This is a genomic window from Methanosarcina hadiensis (genome assembly GCF_046529725.1).
Classification (GTDB): Archaea; Halobacteriota; Methanosarcinia; order Methanosarcinales; family Methanosarcinaceae; genus Methanosarcina; species Methanosarcina hadiensis.
This window is the reverse complement of sequence record NZ_CP136241.1, coordinates 4,191,148-4,210,942: the sequence shown is the minus strand read 5'-3', so window position 1 is coordinate 4,210,942 and position 19,795 is coordinate 4,191,148. Positions and strand designations below refer to the sequence as shown.

Below are 19,795 nucleotides of genomic sequence, written 5' to 3'. Positions count from 1 at the left end.
GTATATAGATCCAAGGCTACAGTGAGTAAAAAATGACTGAAATGATGACCCCTGCAATGCGCCAGTACTACGAGGCCAAACAGGCATACCCTGATACACTGATCTTCTTCCGAATGGGAGACTTCTACGAATCATTCGGAGAAGACGCAAAAACCATTGCAAAAGAGCTTGAAATCACCCTGACAGCAAGGGGGAAGGACAGATCAGGGGAGAGAATGCCTCTTGCAGGAATTCCTTATCACGCGATTGACACATACCTTCCAAGGTTGATAAACAGGGGTTACAAGGTAGCCATCTGCGAGCAGCTCGAAGACCCCAGGCAGGCAAAAGGGGTTGTTAAAAGGGGGGTTGTCAGGGTAGTAACCCCGGGAACTGCAATAGATTCTTCCATGTTCCCTGATGCATCAAACAATTACTTAATGGCAGTTGCAGGAAGAGAGTCAGGAAAATCCGGAAAAAGCGGAGAAAAGGAAATTGAATTCGGGATTTCCTTCCTGGATATCTCAACCGGAGAATTCCTTACAACCCAGTTTACAGATTCAGAAAACTTTGAAAAACTCCTCTGCGAACTTGCCCGTATGAAGCCTGCAGAATGCATCCTTCCTCCGACCCTGTATGGAAATCCGGAACTCGTTGACAGGTTAAAGGGACAGACAATCGTGCAGGAATTTGCGCCGGAAATTTTCGGAATAGAAGAAGCCGGAGAAAAGCTAAAAACTCATTTCAGAGTCTCAACCCTTGAGGGTATGGGCTGTGAAAAGCTGGAATTTGCAGTATACTCTGCCTGGGCTGCCCTTGAGTATGCAAAAACAACCCAGATGAGAGATCTTGCTCATATCAATACTCTCAGGACTTACTCAAACACAGAGTTCATGATTCTCGACTCTGTTACCCTCCGCAATCTGGAGATCGTGAAAAATGTGCGGGACGAAGGAGACCAGAACTCCCTTTACAGGACCCTGAACTGCACAAAGACACCTATGGGGAGCCGCATCCTTAAAAAGTGGCTCTTAAAGCCGTTGCTTTCCGTAGAAGAAATTAACCTCAGACTGGATGCAGTAGAAGAACTGGCAGGAAACAATCTGCTTCGCTATGACATCCGTGACTGGCTTTCAGACGTAAGGGATATTGAACGCCTTGTAGGCAGAATAGTTTACGGAAATGCCAATGCAAGGGATCTTGTAGCCCTGAAAAAATCCCTTTATGTTGTGCCCTCAATCAGGGACTGCCTCCTGGAGAAAGCTAATACAGAGATGTTAAAAGAAATTGCAGAAGGGCTTGAATCTTTTTCAGAACTGGAAGAACTGGCTGAAATGATCGAAAAAGCAATTGTCGAAGAGCCTCCCTTAACCGTCCGTGAAGGCGGAATGATAAAAACCGGGTTCAGTGAAGAACTTGACGAGCTCAGGGATATTTCAAGCAACAGCAAACAGTGGATTGCAGCCTTCCAGCAGAAAGAAAAGGACAGGACAGGAATCAAGTCCCTGAAAGTTGGATACAATAAGGTCTTCGGATACTACATCGAGGTTACAAATGCAAACAGCAGTCAGGTGCCTGATGATTATATAAGAAAGCAAACGATGGCAAATGCAGAGCGTTTCTTTACACCGGAACTCAAAGAAAAAGAAAGCCTGATCCTGACAGCAAATGATAAAGCTGTAGCTCTGGAGTATGAAATCTTCACCGAAATCACAGATACCCTTGCAGCTCATTCAAAGGAGCTCCAGGAAACAGCAGAAAGGATAGGCATTCTCGATGTCCTTGCGGACCTGGCAGAGGTCGCAGAAAATAACAATTATACGCGCCCTCAGCTCACTGAGGACTGCAAGATCCTTATAAGGGACGGCAGGCATCCAGTTGTTGAAAGTACGGTATCAGGCGGTTTTGTCCCGAATGATACGGAAATGAATTGTAAGGAGAACCAGTTTTTGCTGGTTACGGGACCGAACATGGCTGGAAAGTCCACCTATATGCGCCAGACTGCACTTATCGCGATTATGGCTCAGGCAGGTTCTTTTGTCCCGGCATCCTATGCTTCCATAGGAGTTATCGATCAGGTTTTTACAAGGATAGGAGCTTTTGACGACCTCGCAAGCGGACAGAGCACATTTATGGTCGAAATGGTTGAACTGGCAAATATCCTGAATAATGCCAGCCCGAAAAGCCTTGTGCTGCTCGATGAAATAGGCAGGGGAACGAGCACTTATGACGGGTACAGCATTGCAAAAGCAGTTGTTGAGTTCCTGCACAACAGGGGAAAAGTAGGCGTAAGGGCTCTTTTTGCAACCCATTACCACCAGCTCACAGCCCTTGAAGAGAAATTAAAGCGGGTCAAAAATTACCACATTGCAGTAAAAGAAGAAGGTCACGAGCTGGTCTTCCTGCGGAAAATCGTTCCGGGAGCAACCGACAGGAGTTATGGGATCCATGTCGCAAGGCTTGCAGGAGTCCCGGAAAAAGTGATTGAAAGGGCAAGCGAGATCCTCAGGGAACTTGAAAGGGAAAGCGTGCTTGAGGAAGCTGAGGACGAAGAAGGCGGAAAAAAGAGAAAAGGTAAAGCAGCCGCCCGCTATACCCAGATGCTGCTTTTCGATCCTGGGAGCAGCAGTGGGAATTCGGAAGTGAAAAGGGGGCTGAGCCCTGTAGAAGCAGCTCTGAAAAAAATGAATGTGGATGAAATGACGCCAATAGAAGCTATGAACAAACTTCATGAGCTGAAAAAGCTGCTTGGTTAAAGGAAATGGGCAAAAAAACTGATAGAATAAGTGGAAAAACCAGAATAAATGGAAATACCGACATTGCAGGGAAAACGGATAGAATAAAAGATGGAAGAACAGATGAAAGAGCAGGTTGAAGAGATACGGGAAGAGCAAACCGGAAAGAATACTGGAAAGAAGCTGGAAGGCAAGATGGAAGAGAAAATGGGAAAACAGGAAAATAAAATCCGGATTCTTGATAAGGATACAATAAACAAGATTGCAGCCGGAGAAGTAATAGAACGCCCTGCGTCCGTGGTAAAGGAACTCATAGACAACTCAATCGATGCCGGAGCAACAGAAATCCGCATCGAAGTTGAGAAAGGAGGAAAGCATTCTATCCTTATACGGGACAATGGCTGCGGAATGAGCAGAGCCGATGTTCTCCTTGCGTATAAAAAACACGCAACAAGCAAACTTACAAAGATCGAGGATCTTGACACGATCTCTACAATGGGCTTCAGGGGAGAAGCCCTTTCTTCCATAACCGCCATTGCCAAAGTAGAAATCCTTACTCGCCCTCCAGAAGAGATTGCAGGCACAAAAGTTGTCATCCACGGAGGAAAAGTAGAGGAAACTTCTGATGCAGGGACAGCTCCAGGAACATCGGTACATGTAAGAGATCTCTTCTATAACACACCTGCAAGACGCAAGTACCTGAAAACAGACCGCACAGAGCTTGCCCATATCACTGATACCGTCATGAGACTTGCCCTGGCAAATCCGGGAATTTCCTTCGTCCTGATTAGCGAAGGCAAGCCAGTCCTCAGGAATACCGGGTCAAATGACCTTTTTAACAGCATGGTGAACCTGCTCGGACCTGAGACTGCACGGGCAATGCTCCCGCTTGAATACGGGACGGAAGAATTCCAGATAAGGGGTTATGTCTCCAAGCCCGAACTGAACAGAGGAGACAGCGACCAGCTTTTTCTTTTCGTAAATACCCGCCCCGTAACTTCAAAAACTATTAATACAGCCGTCCGTGAAGGATACTACACAAAAATGCCTAAAGGCCGCTATCCTGTAGCAGTTCTTTCTCTTACTCTTGATCCTGGAGAAGTTGATGTAAATGTCCATCCCCGAAAAGCAGAGGTCCGCTTCAGCCGGGAAAAGGAAGTAGGAGATGCAGTTATCCGTGCGGTTGAAAAGGTCCTTTCGGAACACGGGCTCGCCCCCGAGATCAGGGAAAAGGAAGGAAAAAGGTTACAGAAAACCTTCGATGTTCCTGAATTTCCAGGAAAAATTCAGACGCCGGACGCTGGAGAGGTGCTGCCTGGAAGAGAAATGACAGAGGGAATAGGGAAAGCAGGCGAAAGAGATACCGGGCACGAATTAAGAATTGCGGAAGCTTCAGAGGTAGCCAGAACTCAGGGAAATGGTAATAGAACCCTGAAAGATAAGCCAGAGGCTTACACCTATCCTGTAAAGGATACTGAAAGAAGACTGAAAAAATCCGAGCGCCTCCTAGAGTTTGCAGGAAAGAGCGAAGAGGAGAAGGCAGATAGGGAAAAGGAAAAGGCGGAAGATAAAAGGATAGAGAAAGAAGAAGGCCTGCTAGGCAAGAAGGCTGAAGATAAAGTAATTGAAAAAACACAGGTAGAGGAAAAGCAGATCCAGAAACAGAAAGCAAACACTGACCTTCTTGAGGATATTCGTATCATAGGCCAGGTTTCCAGGATATATATCCTTGCTGAAAAAGGAGAAGATCTTATAGTTATTGATCAGCATGCAGCTCATGAGCGCATCCTTTACGAGCAGGTTTTGAGAAGCAAAAAATCAAGGGTGCAGGAACTTATTACTCCAGTAATGATAGAGCTTACCCCGAAAGAAAAGGTGCTAATGGAAGAATACATACCTTACCTTGAGGAATACGGGTTTGGAATCTCGGAATTTGGAGATAATACCTATGTGGTTACTTTTGTTCCCGAGGTTTTCGGACGTCTTGAGGATACCCATGTGATTCATGATGTGATATCTGACCTGCTGGCTGAAGGAAAGGTCAAAAAAGAGACCGGAATCCTGGAAAAGGTGAGCAAGACCCTTGCATGCAGAGCAGCAATTAAAGGAGGGGCAGCCTGCACTCCAAAGCAGATGGAAGATTTGATTGAGCAGCTTAAGAAAGCTGAGAACCCTTACTCCTGCCCGCATGGAAGACCTACAGTTATAACCTTCACTAAAAGCGAACTGGACAGAATGTTTGCAAGAGCCCCCTAAATAGTGCGAACTGAATAAAGAAAAAAAAGAGAATATCTCGAAAAATTAAGCCGGTTAGCAGAGAAAATATGCGCATAAAAAACATAGCTTTTCGAAATAATATATAGAAAGAGTATCAATTATTGATTAAAGCGGGATCAAAAAGGTTTTCTCTGGGAAATATATCATTATTTCCTATAGATTTATATATTAGAACTGATATTTAGGGTACATGTCAGCCCAGTACTGACACCACAGGCATCATTCCAAAAAACTATTTTTCACACCCCAACCCCCAAACCCAGATAAGAATGGCCACCCCCCATTCAAAACCCCCAAAAACACACCCCAACTTCCAGAAAAACGAAAAACTCCATTCCTGGAATGATGCCACACTTTTCTATAATTATGTTTTTTAGTAAATAATCTGAAAATATAATATAGTAGTGTTTTAATACATTGTAGTTTTACAGCATACCCGTGTTTTATAAAATGCTGGTTTTTCCGGGTAACAGCTGTGGTTATTGGGTCTCTTTCTTTTAATTTTTATTCGGTTTTCAGGTCAATACATTTATAATAAAAAACCTCCGAGTATTCTTCCATGATAGATCCTGTTAACAATTTCAAGATCCCTGAAGAATGGATTGCTCGCACAGGGCTGCCCAGGGAAGAGCTTGAAAAAAACGTAGCATCCGGCATGGTTGTTGTCCTGAGTGACGGGTCTGTCCTCAAGCGAGGATATACAACAGGCACTACAGCTACTGCTGCTGCAAAAGCCGCTGTCCTTTCCCTTAAGAAAAAGATTGACAGCGTATCCGTCCCTACTCCGGCAGGACTCAGAGCCCACCTTAAAGTAAGCGAGTCTTCCCCAGGGCGCGCAGTTGTAAAGAAGACCCCTAACGACCACGAGTCCGATATTACACGAGGTCTCGAATTTGTCGGCGAAGCCAGAGAAACCGAAGGAATTCACATCCTTGGAGGAAAAGGCATAGGAATTGTAAGAAGGGACGGGCTCCAGGTACCAAGAGGCAAGCCGGCTATAAACCCCAAACCCATGGAACAGATAACAGCAGCAGTAAAAGAAGCTGTAGAGGAACTGGGCCTGCAGGGAGCAGAAGTTACGATTTCAATTCCTGAAGGGGAAAGGATAGGGAAAGAAACCCTGAACAGCAGGATAGGAGTCGAAGGCGGGATTTCTGTCCTCGGAAGTACAGGTTTTGTTGAGCCCTGGAACGACCACCTTGGAGAAATGAGAGGAGACCTTATCCGCTGCACGGACAAAGTAGTTTTGACCACAGGCCGGATAGGAATGAAGTATTCCCACATGCTTTTCCCTGAATATACCGTTGTTATGGTGGGGAGCAGGATCTCGGAAGGTCTCGGTCATGCTTCAGGCGACATTATTATCTGTGGGCTACCCGGCCTTGTCCTGAAATGGGGAAATCCTGAAATGCTTGAAGGCAGCGGGTATGCGACTGTTGTTGAGATGCTTGAGAAGGCCCCGGAGCATGAGCGCCTGAAAGAAGCTTTCGAAATGGCAGTCGAGAAAGGAAAAAGCGCAAGGATAGTTGTAATTGACAGGGACGGGTCTGTCCTTATGGACAGCAGAAGCGGGAAGTAAAAGAATAAAATAGAAATTAAAGCAAATTAAAGCAAATTAAAGCAAAATTAAAATGAAAATAACCGGACAGGAGAATAACCGGATAGAGGGAAGAGAAACCATGATAGTGGTAGGAGTCGGGGTCGGACCCGGCATGCTTACGGAAGAAGGTATAAGGGCAATAAAGAAGGCTTCAGTAGTCTATGGTGCAAAAAGAGCCATTGAGCTTGCACAGGAACATATCACCTGCGAAGCAAAAACGATTAAAGACTACAGGTCTCTTCACCTCCTGCCCGCAGACGCTGTTGTCCTGTCCACAGGAGATCCTATGTTTTCCGGGCTCGGAAAATTTGCAGGGGAAAATGATACTGTAATTCCGGGAATCTCTTCAATGCAGGCAGCCTGTGCCCGTACAAAAGTAAACCTGACCAACCTCTGTGCGATAACAGCCCATGGCAGGGACTTTGAGCCTGCAAAAGCCGAATTGATCCAGGAATTAAGGAACGGGAGAAACATCTTCTTGCTGCCGGAAGAGACCTTCGGCTCTCGTGAGGTTGCAGAAATCCTTAAAGAGCTTGAAATCGAAGCCGAGCTGTATACCTGTGAAAACCTCGGGTATCCTGAGGAAAGGATTGTAAAAGGTACTCCCGATAACCCCCCGATTGCAGAAACCATTCTTTACGGGCTGCTCATTGTGCAGAAAAGGTAAAAAACAAGAGAAAATTGAGAAGATTTCTACAGGCACCGGTTAATTAAGAAGATTTTCGAATGCCTCTATAGATTTTTCGGCATACTCCTTAGATCTCATTTCAGCCACCAAGGAAGCCGGATACGGCATAAAAAATCAAATCCCCAAAAACGACTGCGATAATAAAGCCTGCAGTAATTGAGAGCATAAAGGGCAGGCCAGGAGTAACCCAGATCTCTTTTTCAATCAGCCCTTTTTTTACGTATTCCTCAAGTTCTGGTTTCTGGTTTGCATCAAAATTAAGCCCTGCCCTTGCGAACTTCCTGATGACAACCCCGTTTTCGTCGAGCTCGAATTTTTCAAGCAAGCCCAGATGTTCTTTGTTTTTCAGGGATGAAACTTCAGTCCTGTACCCGATAAACATATAGAGAGGATTTTTAAGCATCTCAGGCGAGAAATGCATGAAATTGTAGCAAAACATCCCTATAGGTACAAGGACAGTTACCAGAAGGGCATTTTCCAGTACCGTGAAAGTAAAAAACCCTATGGGAGGCAGCCCGAGCAGAGGATATACTTTTTCGGAAAACAAAAATACCGGATAGAGAGGAAACAGGATGGAGAGCACTATCAGCCCTTTTGCATCCCCGCCCCCGAATGCTCCAAGCTGGAAAAGGATATAAATTGAAATGAAAACAATAACGCTCGAAAGAACCAGAGATTTAAGGTAAGGAATCCCCCCGGTAAAAACCTCATAAATTACAAAGACCGAACCTGACGCAAGCATGTACTTCCATACCTTATTTGAAACTCTGCGTTCCTTTATGTCGGTGTAGCACCCGTAGAGCAAAAAAGGCATTGTGAAAAGGATTTTCAGGATTTCTATCATATAAATCAGGCAATTAAATTATTTCTATAGTTATGAATGTCATTACATTTTTACTTTTTTATCCTGTCATCTGATTGAAAATTCCAAAACAATATAAAAACAAAAAATTCCAGCAGCAAAAAGTAAAAATAATTACAGAACAGGTCCGGCCAAGCCCAAAATAAGCCCGCAAGCGATAAGCTTATACATAAGAAGTTCTATTTTATGGTTGCTTAACCCTTTTAATTTTCAATTTCAATCTAGGGCTCGTGGTCTAGACGGTTATGACGTCGCCTTCACACGGCGGAGGTCCCGAATTCGAATTTCGGCGGGCCCATTTTCTTTATTTTCCTTGTTTTCTGATTTAGAGTCTCTATAGACTTCCTTTTCTAAAGCTTCGATTCTTGCTTCAAGATCAGATTTTTCTTCTGGTTGTGCAACCTTGAGTTCACAGTTAAGCTCTTCTTCAAGAGCGATTACATACACAGGCTTACCATTATATTCAGTTTTGAAAATATGTGCAGTTTCTCCAGCAAAGTCTACTTCCGATTGTGGAAGCCTTATTAAGGGATATGTAATCTCTGGTTTTGCCTTGTGTTTTATAACCTTAGACTTTCCCAACAGCTTCATCATTTAACCTCTTTAACATCAACTAATAGTTATAAAACAGTTATATAACTTTCTATTCATATCAAGTAAAGGAAAGGAAATGATGAATTAAGCTCCAGAGTACCCCCCTCAAAATCTTACAAAACTTTTTCTGTAAAACCGTGACCCAAGTGATTTCGCTCAAAAAGTAAAATTGATGACCAGTTCCCGTTGATTTTGATCAATAGATTATTTCAATTTCATCTATATGATTTTCATAAAACTTTTTACAATTATTTCCGTTTTAGCAGCATACACATCTAATGATAATCGTTAAATGTAGTGTAAAAACTACTTATTAAAGAATAATGACGAAGAATTAGGGTCGTAATTGTCAAGGCCGGTGAACAATTCCTCATTTTAGCCTGATTAAAATTCCCCAATTTCCAATCCTTGAGAAAAGCTCGAGGATCCTAAATAATGTTGAAAATGGAGGAATGGCTATTGATACGAGATTTGTATTCACAAGGCTTTAGCATAAGTGAAATCTCCAGACAAACAGGTTTTGACAGGAAAACTGTGAGGAAGTATCTTCTGCTGAAAACCTTGCCTGAGCCCCAGAAACGTTCTGGAAGAAAGAGCAAGCTTGATCCTTTCAAACCTTACATTCTTGAAAAACTCAAAGAAGGTCCCTATACTGCTTCTCGCCTCTATCGGGAAATCAAAGAAATAGGTTTTGATGGAGGAAAAACCATAGTCAAGGACTTCGTACAAAAAGTCCGACCTGAGCAAGGAATTCCTGCTGTGCTTCGCTACGAAACAAAACCAGGTGTACAGGCTCAGGTTGACTGGGGAGAGTTAGGAACAGTTGAGGTTGATGGAAAGGTAAAGAAACTCTTTTGCTTTAACATGATTCTTGGATATTCAAGGATGAGATATGTTGAATTTACACTGAGCATAGACACTCCAACTCTTATTCAGTGTCATCGGAACGCTTTTGAGTACTTCGGAGGATTTACACAGGAAATTCTGTACGATAACATGAAACAGGTTGTTATCAAAAGAGCCTTAAAATCATCTGATTCTGAATGGAACTCACAGTTTGAGGATTTTTTCAAATGCTTTGGTTTTATTCCAAGGTTATGCAGGCCTTACAGGCCTCAGACAAAAGGCAAGATTGAAAATACGGTAGGGTATGTCAAGAGGGACTTCTTCCTTGGAAGACAATTTACCTCTCTCGAAGATCTGAACGGCCAAGTTAACAGGTGGTTAGAAAGAGTAAATTCAACTGTCCATGGAACAACCTATCAAATCCCTCTTGAACGCTTTAAGGAGGAGAACCTGAACCTTCTGGGTCAGGTTCCTCCTTACAAAGTTGTCCATAAGGAGACCAGAAAGGTCTCCAGAGACTGTTATATTTCGTTCCTTGGAAATAAGTATTCTGTTCCTTACAGGTTTGCAGGAAGAACTGCAGAGCTTCAGATCTTTGAAGGAAAATTCGAGGTCTATGTTGATTATGAGAAGATCTGTGAACATGAAATTCTTCCCGGAAACTGCAGAGTTTCAAGGAAAAAGGAACATTTCCAGGGTCTTCTGAGCGAGATTCTTAAAGAGAATTCAAAATGCAAGAAAGCTTCACAGATTCCGTTGAAATTCTCAGGTCCAGAAGTTGAAAAAAGGTCTCTTGATGTCTATGAAACGTTTAGTGAAGGTGGTTTTGAATGAACAACTTCACCTATGAGAGACTTCACAATAATCTGCAATACCTCAAACTGAATACAATCGAAGAGCTCCTTGATAACTGCCTTGAAATTGCTGCAAGGGACAGCAAGACAACAATGGAAGTCCTTGATTATCTGTTTGAACGGGAAAAGAAACACAAGGAAGCTGCTGCAATTGAGAGAAGGATGAAAAGTGCAGGTTTTCCTGTGAAAAAGACGCTTGAAGAATTCGATTTTGAGTTTCAGAAATCCATTGATAAAAAAGTAATGGAAGACCTTGCAACCTTGAGATTTGTTCATAATTCAGAGAATGTTGTTTTGCTTGGTCCTCCTGGCGTTGGAAAGTCTCATCTTGCAATTGCTCTTGGGATTGAAGCAGTAAAAGCAGGAATTTCGGTTTACTTTACGAATACAGGAAACCTTATTGAGAGGTTGAAAATAGCAAATAGAGAAGGAATTCTTGAAAAGAAGATCAGGGATTTGACGAAATATAAAGTGCTGATAATTGATGAAATAGGCTATCTCCCATTTGATGACGATGGAGCTCACTGCCTATTTCAGCTAATCTCCAGACGTTACGAAAAGAGTTCAACGATCCTGACATCAAACAAGTCATATGGAGAATGGGGGGAGATATTCCAGGATCAAGTAATAGCGGCTGCTGTGCTGGATCGCATACTCCATCATTCTACTACGATTAACATAAAAGGAGAGAGTTATAGGCTAAAGGAAAGGAAAAAACAGGGAATAAAAATGGGAAATATGTATCAGTGATTTTAGAGTAAGCTTTTAAAAAATTGAGTAAAATTTATATCAGCATATGAGGAAATTTATACCGGCTAATGTGAGGAAAAGTAAACCGGCCTTGACATAATTAAAGATTGAATTGTTGAAACAAATAAAAGATAATAGCCTTTACCCTGTTATATTGCTCTCCAGATCACGGATAAAGAATAATCATAATGGAAAAACAAAACTATCCAGATAAAATATAATATAGTTTAATAATTTGAACTAATTAAGTTATTTATGTATCCTTTAGATGTTTTTAATTTGTTTCCATCCTTTCCTCGTAATAATAAGGTTTTCGTGGCTATGGATTTTGGTAATGAGTTTGATAAAAGATGGATTGATGTGATAGTACCCGCTGTGAAATCTGTTAATATTGATGATTCAGATAGTGGCGAAAAACTTGAGCCTTATCGTGTGGATTTGAGGAAGGCTGGTGATTCGATAAATGTAGAAATTATAACTGGCATTAATAATTGTTTTTTGTTTTTTGCTGATCTGACTACAATTGGATCTTTAGACAAAAATGGCAAAAAATATGCATGCAAAAATAATAATGTAATGTACGAAGTAGGACTCGCCACTGCTGTTAGACTGCCAGAAGAAGTTATTCTATTTAAATCAGATCAAGATTCTATTCCATTTGATCTTGCCAGTTTAAGAGTGAATAAGTATAATCCTGATACAGATCCCGAACAAGCAAGAAATCTCATAAAACGAGCACTAATATTAGCTATAAAGGAACTTGACCTTCGAAAACATATTACAGTTAAGCGAGCAGCTGATTCTTTAACGAAAGATAGTTGGCTATGTCTTCATGAATCTTATATACATACTCAAGGAATAATTACTCATCCTACTAGAAATAATATGGGTGAAGCTTTATTAAGCATTGAAAGAAACAGCTCAATTCAACAACTTCTTGAACTCGGTATCATAACTGCCCAATACTTGAATCTGCAAGACAAAAATCTGCCACTTAATGAAAGATTAATTTACGAAGTTACTCCATTTGGGAAAGCAGTTACAGAGGAATTGATGATTCGGTCAGGTCTAGTTGGAGCAGATGAAATAGTACAATTGCTCTTAGGTAATAAGAAAACAATTTTCGACTGAAGGAGTCTGAATAAGGTTAGCAAACTTAAAACGTTATTATAGCTTCTCTAGCTACCATGATTTGTTATAGGGGTTATTCTTGGAGGTGTAAAATATATTTACATGTGAACTACCACTAGGCTAAAGACCTAGTGGCTTCCTGCTTCATACCTCGGAGCAACCTCCACAAGTCCACAGGCTCTACCCGAAGTCCCTTCGGTGAAATGGAATATGAGTGTGATATACTTGAGATGCTTATAGCTACCGTCTTTCCACGGCTTAATCCCGATCCCTTCGGGATGATTCTTGCCCTGTTATCCAACTGCTCCATGTTCAAAACGTTACCTCGCTTGGTTTTCGCATACATCCGGTAACATTCTTAAAGAACGGTGAGTTAGTGGTGACAGCAAAATCTAATATTAGAAACGTTTTGAAGACATTTAATAGTTTACAGAAACTATAACGGTTAACAGTTTGGAAGTTGACGCTTATATCCCACGAAGCTAAAGACTTCGGGGTTTTACGCTTCTTCCTATAAAACTTAGAACTCTCTGATCATTATAAGATTTTTAGGTAAACTCTGTTTTAGGGTTATTTTAACTTTCATATATTAATCGCGAATTGGTTATGTTTTCTTGAAGTTTGAATGCAATCAAGATTAGAGCACCCGGGCTCAGAATGTAACAATTTTTGAAGATATTAACAAGAAATATATGGCAGTATTACAGACTCCGGGTACACCTTATCATTATGTCCTTATGTCCAGTTAAAACTTACATTCTACTATAATTTTATATTTTATTTATTTTCAGATAAATACAAAATTACTGGACACATGGACAAGGTAATTCACTTATTTAAAATTTATTATAACTTAGGTGGAAAATGAACAATATTTTTCAATAATATCTTCCAAATCAGATGGATTATATGAAATATCTTCATGCCATATTCCAAATCCGCCGTGATTATTCACTGCTTCCACCCATTCTTTTAGGAATACTCTCTTCGTCTTATCCTGTTCATCGTTTTGACCTTTAGTTTCGAGTACTAAAAATTCTCCGTTTACCAGTTTTATTATGAAATCTGGATAATATTTCTTTATAACTCCCTTAAAGTTATATAAGATAACGAATCCCAGGTGATCATTCTTTGCCCAAGAATCAACCAAGGGGTTTTTGTCTAATGTGTAGGCTTCTGATACTTCCCAAGCACTATCCGCAACTATAAGGTTTATATGAGATTTCTCAGTATGTTCACAAGGCTTTGTAGTATACCATGTGCGCATTTGTGCTGTTGACCTAATAGAGTTTTCCTTATCAAACACAGGCAGCAACTTTTCTGTGTTTTCTGCACGAATAGCGTTCCAAATATGTTGTACGATTTTGTTGATGTTAACTGTAATTAATACTCTTTTTTTCAGCTCATTTTCCCTGTAATGACGGCTACTAATCACAATTTTCTCACTATTAATAAAATCACTTGTTATCTTTATGAGCTGGGCAAGGAAGAAATCTTTGTTTCCTTTTAAACTGTCCTTTTCGCTATTGAATATTCTTTTTGCAGTCTCAAATATTACTGTCTGGGTCCTAAACTTGTCAGCAATTTCTTGCAGATCTATTTCGGATAATGCTGCAAGACTAGGTTTGCTGGCAATAATCGCAGCCATTTCTGCCTGAGTTATACTTTCATAAGGATCCAATATAATTGGAGTTACTTTTTCCATGTCAAGTTTTAAAACTGGACGGTATACATGGTCTATTCTCAATATATTTGGCCAGGAAATTTCATACTTTTGTTTTTCTTTTACTGGCTCGATTGTTGTTCTGGGCTTTGTTGGCTTCGGAATTCCCTCTCCTCCTTCATGAGGAAGGAAAGTAAAAGGTACTCCAAAAATATTCACATATTCAGGCTCGAACAATCCATCATCTTCTACTTCATAAGAAGTTCGCCTAAGACCCCTACCAACAACCTGTTCACACAGGAGTTGACTTGAAAAAGCACGTAAACCCATAATATGGGTTACAGTCTTTGCATCCCAACCTTCAGAGAGCATCCCAACTGATATGACATTTTGAACCTGCTCTCCAAGTTCTCCTTTCTTTCCTATTGTATTAACTTTCCAGCGAAGCAACTCTGCTTGTTTTTGTTTTGTTAATTTAACTTCTTGCTCATTGATATCTGAAGAAAAATCAATATTTTCTTCTGCACTTTCAGCTTCATTCAGGATTTTACTATCAATTTGAAGTGTTTTTTCGGAATCGCACAACTCAGGAATGAGAATTTCGTTATGATCAAAAGCATATTTTATTCTGGCAGAAGTCTCCGTTCTGTTTGCAACAGTTATCATAACTGGAGGAACATTATGACCTTCTTTCTCCCATTCTTCTTTGGTTTTTAGCCAGTCTTTGCCGAGGAGATAATAAGCATTAATTATAAAATCGTGGAGAGGATAGGAAGGGTCTTCTTTTAAGTTTAAGTCGTTTTGAATATCAGGATCCTTGTATATATGATATAATCGGGATTTAAGTTCCTCATTTTTCCTACCATCGTCCCGGATAACTATTCTGGGGGTTTTTACTAATCCTGACTCTATTGCATCGTTTAATCCAAAATCACTTACAATCCATTCAAAAAGTGCTTCATCAGAAGCTTTTTTTCCTGAAGGAGCAAAAGGAGTTGCGGAAAAATCAAAACATCGAAGAATACCTCTTTTACGATTGATTCTGTCTAATCCACCAACCCAGATTGTGCTTTCTTCAATTTCTTCCTTTTTAACTCCTTTTATCTTGCTTTCAGCAGGGACACGCCATGCATGATGCGCTTCGTCATTTATGACAACGATATTGCTGGCATCTTTTAGTTCCCCAAGCACTTCTCTAACATATGCTTCATCACTCTTCGCTCCACGCTTGTCTACGCTCTTTCTTTTTGCTATCTTTTCTTCGTTTTCCCAAGCGAGTTTGTGCCAGTTGATAATCTTTACTTTACCCTGTCGTAACCTTTCAATCAAACTTGGAGGAACAACATTGAATTCTTCATAATAATTATTAGATTCGTTTGGATTAAGAACAGAAAGTCGATTTTTAACTGTTATGCCTGGAGCTACTATTAAAATATTTTTAGAAAACTTTGTATCTTGAGGGTAAGCTACTTTATTCAATACTTGCCAGGCAATGAGCATAGCCATAACTACGGTTTTACCTGAACCTGTAGCCATCTTGCTACACCAGCGAGAGAAATCTCCTCCATCTGAAGGAATCTCTATTCCTATTTTTTCAGATTCTGAAGCTTCGGTAAGCCAAATAAGGGTTTCAATAGCCTCAAGCTGGCAGAAGAAAAAACGATTATTAGTACGTTCTTCTTTATCTTGCCAGTATTTTAGTAATCTTTTTGTTACTCCTGTTACTCCTGGATAATCATTATCTTTCCAGTCTTTTACCTTGCCACGTATTTTTTCAACGAGTTCTATTTTTATAAAGACTCCTGGATCGTCAAAAGACTCGCTTCCCTGAGTGGCTATTAGATAACCTGGAGGTCTTCTACCATCTCTCTTTTCAAAAAGGCGCCTTTCCCTTACGTAAAACCAGTACTGTTTAGGCTCTTCATAGGGGGAATTAATAATTAGCTTGTCTATTACTTTTTTCACTTCCATATACAATCCCCCTTTACAGTTTGAGAATTCTCAAACTTTCGATTCCACGGTTATCGATTATCTTGACAGCAATTTTCCAATTTCGACCCGCTTCGAACGGAATCGATATGGTGTTTCTGAACTTTTCTAGTTTTTCAGTGTCAATATCAGCTTTAAGGTTCCTGGCAAGCTTTGCCCATCCATCCTTAGCTCCAGCAATAGGCAAAAAAACCTGAGACGGGAAAAGACTCCTATCATCGTAATCTGTATCCAGCATCCACATGGCTATATTACTTTTTCCACCACTCTCTACGTCCCCAGTCTTAGGATTATAGTAATCAAAACCAAGTACTTCTACTTCATATTTTCCTGCATAATCGCCTTCGGTAATATGTCTGAGTTCAATGTCTGGCTGTCCTACCAACCAGAAACTTTCATTGCCAGATTTTTTCTTTTTCAGGTCTTCAGTAAAGAGATCAGCATTCATCTGTGCCTTTAAAAGTTGCATTCCTGCAATCTCCGGCTTCATCTCATCTATATCTTTAGCAGCCTCTTCTTCAAACTGGAAAGCACAGAAAAGAAGTATATCTGGTCTGAGAGTCCGAGCTTCCTGCCAGGCATTTTCTACTGCCCTCTGTTCAAGAGGTGCATGTTCCGGCCCGAATACTATAAGGACCTTTTTAGGTTGATCTTCCTTTGTTTCTCCCTCAGCCTGAATATAACGAGTTCCAGAAAGTGCCTCAACTCTGGTGAACTCAATCTTTTTTCCGCCCTTAGCTCTCACTCCCACTCTTAATAATTCATCTCTCCACTCTTCCTGCCTTAATGTTTCACCCGAGCGAGATACGCTTAAACCAAATCCACTGTTTTCCTGCTCAATTTCTCCTAGAGATTTGGCTGTCATTGAGGGTACTGCCTCCACTGTAAATGGACCTGTAATACGAGTTTTCTTATTGTCAATCAAAGGCTGATCATAAAGAGTTTCGTCTGTTGAAGGCTCGTTATTTGCAATAGACTTAAGTGTGATGTGTGGAACTGTTTGATATAGGAAACCACTGCCTACACCTTCATCTGGATGGACAAGCTGATAGTAATCAAAAATAGCTGTCATTAACCTTTGTTTGGCAAGAGTCACTGCCACACGAGAAGTATCGCATGTGATCCATCGGCGTCCCCATTGTTCTGCAACATAAGCAGTCGTACCTGAACCACAAGTAATGTCAAGAACAAGATCTCCAGGATCAGTAGTCATAAGGAGACATCTAGAAATTGGTTTTGTTGACGTTTCAACAACGTAACTCATATTTGTTGGCGCCGAAGTATCGTCCCACAGAGCAGTAATTGGAGAGACAGGATAGTCAGATAATTTTAGAAGATACATCAATCTGTCTCCTTTTTCGTACGGAACCAATCTTTCATCTTTTAATAATCTTTTTGCACCCTCTTCGTTAGTTTTCCAAGATTTTCCTCTCGCTGGGAAATACTCTCTTCCATTAACTTTTATTGGAAAAACACGGTTGGGATCAAATCCTATTGGAGACATTAAAACTAATCGACATGGAGTAAATTCTTCACCTACAAGTGAATGGTTATTAATTTCATCTTTAGTTAATTTTCGACGCTTTTTGTCCTTAAACTCGGCAATATTCCAATGGCTATCTCCCTGAACATCAGTTGGCTTAAATAACGAATGATACTTCAGGTTTTCTTTCTGTTTTGAATAAAAAATTATATAGTCACATGTTTCTTCAAGGTATTTAGCACCTAAAGGCATTGTTTTCTTACGAAATGTAATTAAACTTACAAAGTTTTCAGATCCAAAAACTTCATCCATCAAACATCTAACAAGATGCACATTTTCATCTGAAATCTGAACAAAGATAGAACCGGAATCTATCAGTAACTCTTTAGCAAGCAATAATCTATCTCTCATATAAGCAAGATATGAGTGAATGCCGAGCTCCCAGGTATCTCTAAAAGCTTTAATCATTTCGGGTTCAGTTGTTAAATCCTCATCTCCGTCTTTGACATCCCTTTTACCTACAAAAGGCTGAAAATTAGAGCCATATTTAATTCCATATGGAGGGTCAATGTAAATCATCTGAATCTGACCACCCATTCCTTCTTTTTCCAACAAGGAATTCATGACGAGCAAACTGTCCCCAGCTATCAAACGGTTGGTCCACCCTTCCTTGTGTTTATAAAATTCCACAGCTTCTCTGAAGGGTTTCTCATAGACATCGAAAAGTGATGCTTGTACTCTTTTTTTCCCTTTTTTGAATGAACTTATAATTGTTTTCGGATCAATTCTTTCGTGTACGTGTAAGGATACAGTCGGAACTTTAAAAGAAGTGTGTTCTGTTTTTCCTGCCCACTGAAGTTGAGGGTCAATATGCGGATCATACTCGTATTGTTTCTTTTCACCTGTATCAGGATCAGTTATTGGAGTTACTAGTCCTACTTGAGGGTTATTTATCCTTTCTTTACCTAGATGATCATACTGTTCAATGGATTTTTCTTCAGTGTTTGCCACGAAAACACCTATCTAATTGGTTAAAAATTAATTTAAATTTAGGATAATGTAAGCTGTCTGATTATAATAAAAAATATTAAGATATTGACAAAATGATCTTTGAATTTATAACTTTTTCTAAAATGTAAGATTTTTTCTGGATTTTCACTGGGAATTTCTTTTCTATTTCGTTCTTAAAGCTAAATTACTGACCAACCGAGATACTGCTGGTAGAATGAAAAAGAGTGAAAAGGCGTATTATTGGAAAAAGTGGGGCGATTGCCTGTTCATGCGCCCCATAAAGATCGGAGAGCCAGAATAGCGGCAATGCCCAAAGAAATCTTATACAAGTCGTCGAGAGATATGATGAAGTTACCAATTGCTGTTATTAAACACCCAACATCTTTGACAACATCACCAAGCGTTTCAAACACTCGCCCTAGAGCCTCAAACACATGCCCAAGAGCTTCTAAAGGACTCTCTTTGGATTCTGCTTTGGATTTCTTTTCTACTTTTTCGACTATATCTTTTGGCATGCTGTCCCCACACAACAGGTGGAGATCATTGTCCAATTATATGAACTTGAGAAACATATAAAAATCATTCCATTTGCTTCTATTAAGTAAATTCCATCCAGTTAGCGACGATTTTAGGACAGACTGAAGACGTGACAATGGAGAGTAAATGGTTTATCTTACTTGGTGTTCTGCTTCATGTAATTCAAGGTATCTTTGGAAAACCCTAATTTCTTCCAATCAACGTAAAAAATGCTCAGGATCTTCTTCCTGATATCGTAAGAGTCAATTATTTCAATTTCATATTCTGGCTTAACGAAATCCAGCTTTTCTTTTTTGTTTGTGAGATAATGAGCTAAAATAGGCTTAACATAACTGTGCTTTTTGAAGGAAAGCTTAAGAAAACTATGTATATCAAATATATATAATTACATATATTTATATAATTTATTAATTTTATCTTGGAGTTCGTATATAATCAAACTTGGAACCCACCCGGGCTTGGGATGCAAACCATATGCTGATAATATTTAAAAAATAATACTAAGTTTTACTGCAGCCACGAGATTTTGTTATATTATTCGTCTGAGATCAGCTCGGACAATATTCATTCCATAGGAACTTAAAAAGGCCTAATGCTAACGTTTTTTCATTACGTCCAAGATGACTAATAGATTTATACTTTTTATACCACCAATCACAGGTTGGGGGGGTATTTACTTCCTGTACATTAGATTTACTCAGACAACCCAGACGCACCCCCCAAACCTGTGGTACCCGGTATTGATTTAAGCTGTCCAGGACGAACAATTATATCCCAGACTGAACTTATCCAACCC

Annotated in this window: 11 protein-coding genes and 1 tRNA gene; 8 read left to right on the top strand and 4 right to left on the bottom strand. The window is 40.2% G+C overall.

Translation table 11 applies throughout. The features are described from left to right. The first annotated feature begins 32 nt into the window (after positions 1–32). The 4 genes from mutS to RSJ42_RS18035 all read left to right on the top strand — a co-directional run bounded on the left by mutS (position 33) and on the right by RSJ42_RS18035 (position 7,258). Complete coding sequence (gene mutS, locus RSJ42_RS18050; protein ID WP_410508600.1) at positions 33–2,735, top strand: DNA mismatch repair protein MutS; 2,703 nt, start codon at positions 33–35, stop codon at positions 2,733–2,735. 186 nt (positions 2,736–2,921) lie between these two features. Next, positions 2,922–4,970 (top strand): DNA mismatch repair endonuclease MutL, encoded by a 2,049-nt coding sequence (gene mutL / locus RSJ42_RS18045; RefSeq protein ID WP_410510422.1) that lies wholly within the window; start codon positions 2,922–2,924, stop codon positions 4,968–4,970. A 580-nt stretch (positions 4,971–5,550) separates the two neighbouring features. Further along, on the top strand, positions 5,551–6,570 hold the full coding sequence (locus tag RSJ42_RS18040) for a cobalt-precorrin-5B (C(1))-methyltransferase (RefSeq protein WP_410508599.1): 1,020 nt from the start codon (positions 5,551–5,553) through the stop codon (positions 6,568–6,570). 100 nt (positions 6,571–6,670) lie between these two features. Further along, positions 6,671–7,258: a cobalt-precorrin-7 (C(5))-methyltransferase gene (locus tag RSJ42_RS18035; protein ID WP_410510421.1), complete on the top strand. Its 588-nt coding sequence runs from the start codon at positions 6,671–6,673 to the stop codon at positions 7,256–7,258. Between the two features lie 100 nt (positions 7,259–7,358). Here RSJ42_RS18035 and RSJ42_RS18030 read toward each other — a convergent pair whose 3' ends face one another. After that, positions 7,359–8,123 (bottom strand): A24 family peptidase C-terminal domain-containing protein, encoded by a 765-nt coding sequence (locus RSJ42_RS18030; RefSeq protein WP_410508598.1) that lies wholly within the window; start codon positions 8,121–8,123, stop codon positions 7,359–7,361. Between the two features lie 242 nt (positions 8,124–8,365). Between RSJ42_RS18030 and RSJ42_RS18025 the strand changes: the two genes are divergently transcribed. The 4 genes from RSJ42_RS18025 to RSJ42_RS18010 all read left to right on the top strand — a co-directional run bounded on the left by RSJ42_RS18025 (position 8,366) and on the right by RSJ42_RS18010 (position 12,316). After that, positions 8,366–8,439: transfer RNA gene (locus RSJ42_RS18025), tRNA-Val, on the top strand. A gap of 731 nt (positions 8,440–9,170) precedes the next feature. Continuing rightward, positions 9,171–10,415, top strand: a complete 1,245-nt coding sequence (gene istA, locus RSJ42_RS18020; RefSeq protein ID WP_410507345.1) for an IS21 family transposase — start codon at positions 9,171–9,173, stop codon at positions 10,413–10,415. Next, positions 10,412–11,185 (top strand): IS21-like element helper ATPase IstB, encoded by a 774-nt coding sequence (gene istB / locus RSJ42_RS18015; RefSeq protein WP_410507346.1) that lies wholly within the window; start codon positions 10,412–10,414, stop codon positions 11,183–11,185. The genes istA and istB overlap by 4 nt, the downstream gene beginning before the upstream one ends. Positions 11,186–11,500: 315 nt before the next feature. Continuing rightward, positions 11,501–12,316: a hypothetical protein gene (locus RSJ42_RS18010; protein ID WP_410508597.1), complete on the top strand. Its 816-nt coding sequence runs from the start codon at positions 11,501–11,503 to the stop codon at positions 12,314–12,316. Positions 12,317–13,169: 853 nt separating this feature from the next. On the opposite strand, the gene RSJ42_RS18005 is transcribed toward RSJ42_RS18010, so the two are convergent. The 3 genes from RSJ42_RS18005 to RSJ42_RS17995 form a co-directional block, all read right to left on the bottom strand. After that, on the bottom strand, positions 13,170–15,950 hold the full coding sequence (locus RSJ42_RS18005; protein WP_410508596.1) for a BPTD_3080 family restriction endonuclease: 2,781 nt from the start codon (positions 15,948–15,950) through the stop codon (positions 13,170–13,172). A gap of 13 nt (positions 15,951–15,963) precedes the next feature. Then, complete coding sequence (locus RSJ42_RS18000) at positions 15,964–18,462, bottom strand: site-specific DNA-methyltransferase (protein ID WP_410508595.1); 2,499 nt, start codon at positions 18,460–18,462, stop codon at positions 15,964–15,966. Between the two features lie 266 nt (positions 18,463–18,728). Next, entirely contained in the window at positions 18,729–18,977 is a 249-nt protein-coding gene (locus RSJ42_RS17995) for a hypothetical protein (protein WP_410508594.1), read from the bottom strand. Positions 18,978–19,795: the final 818 nt, after the last annotated feature.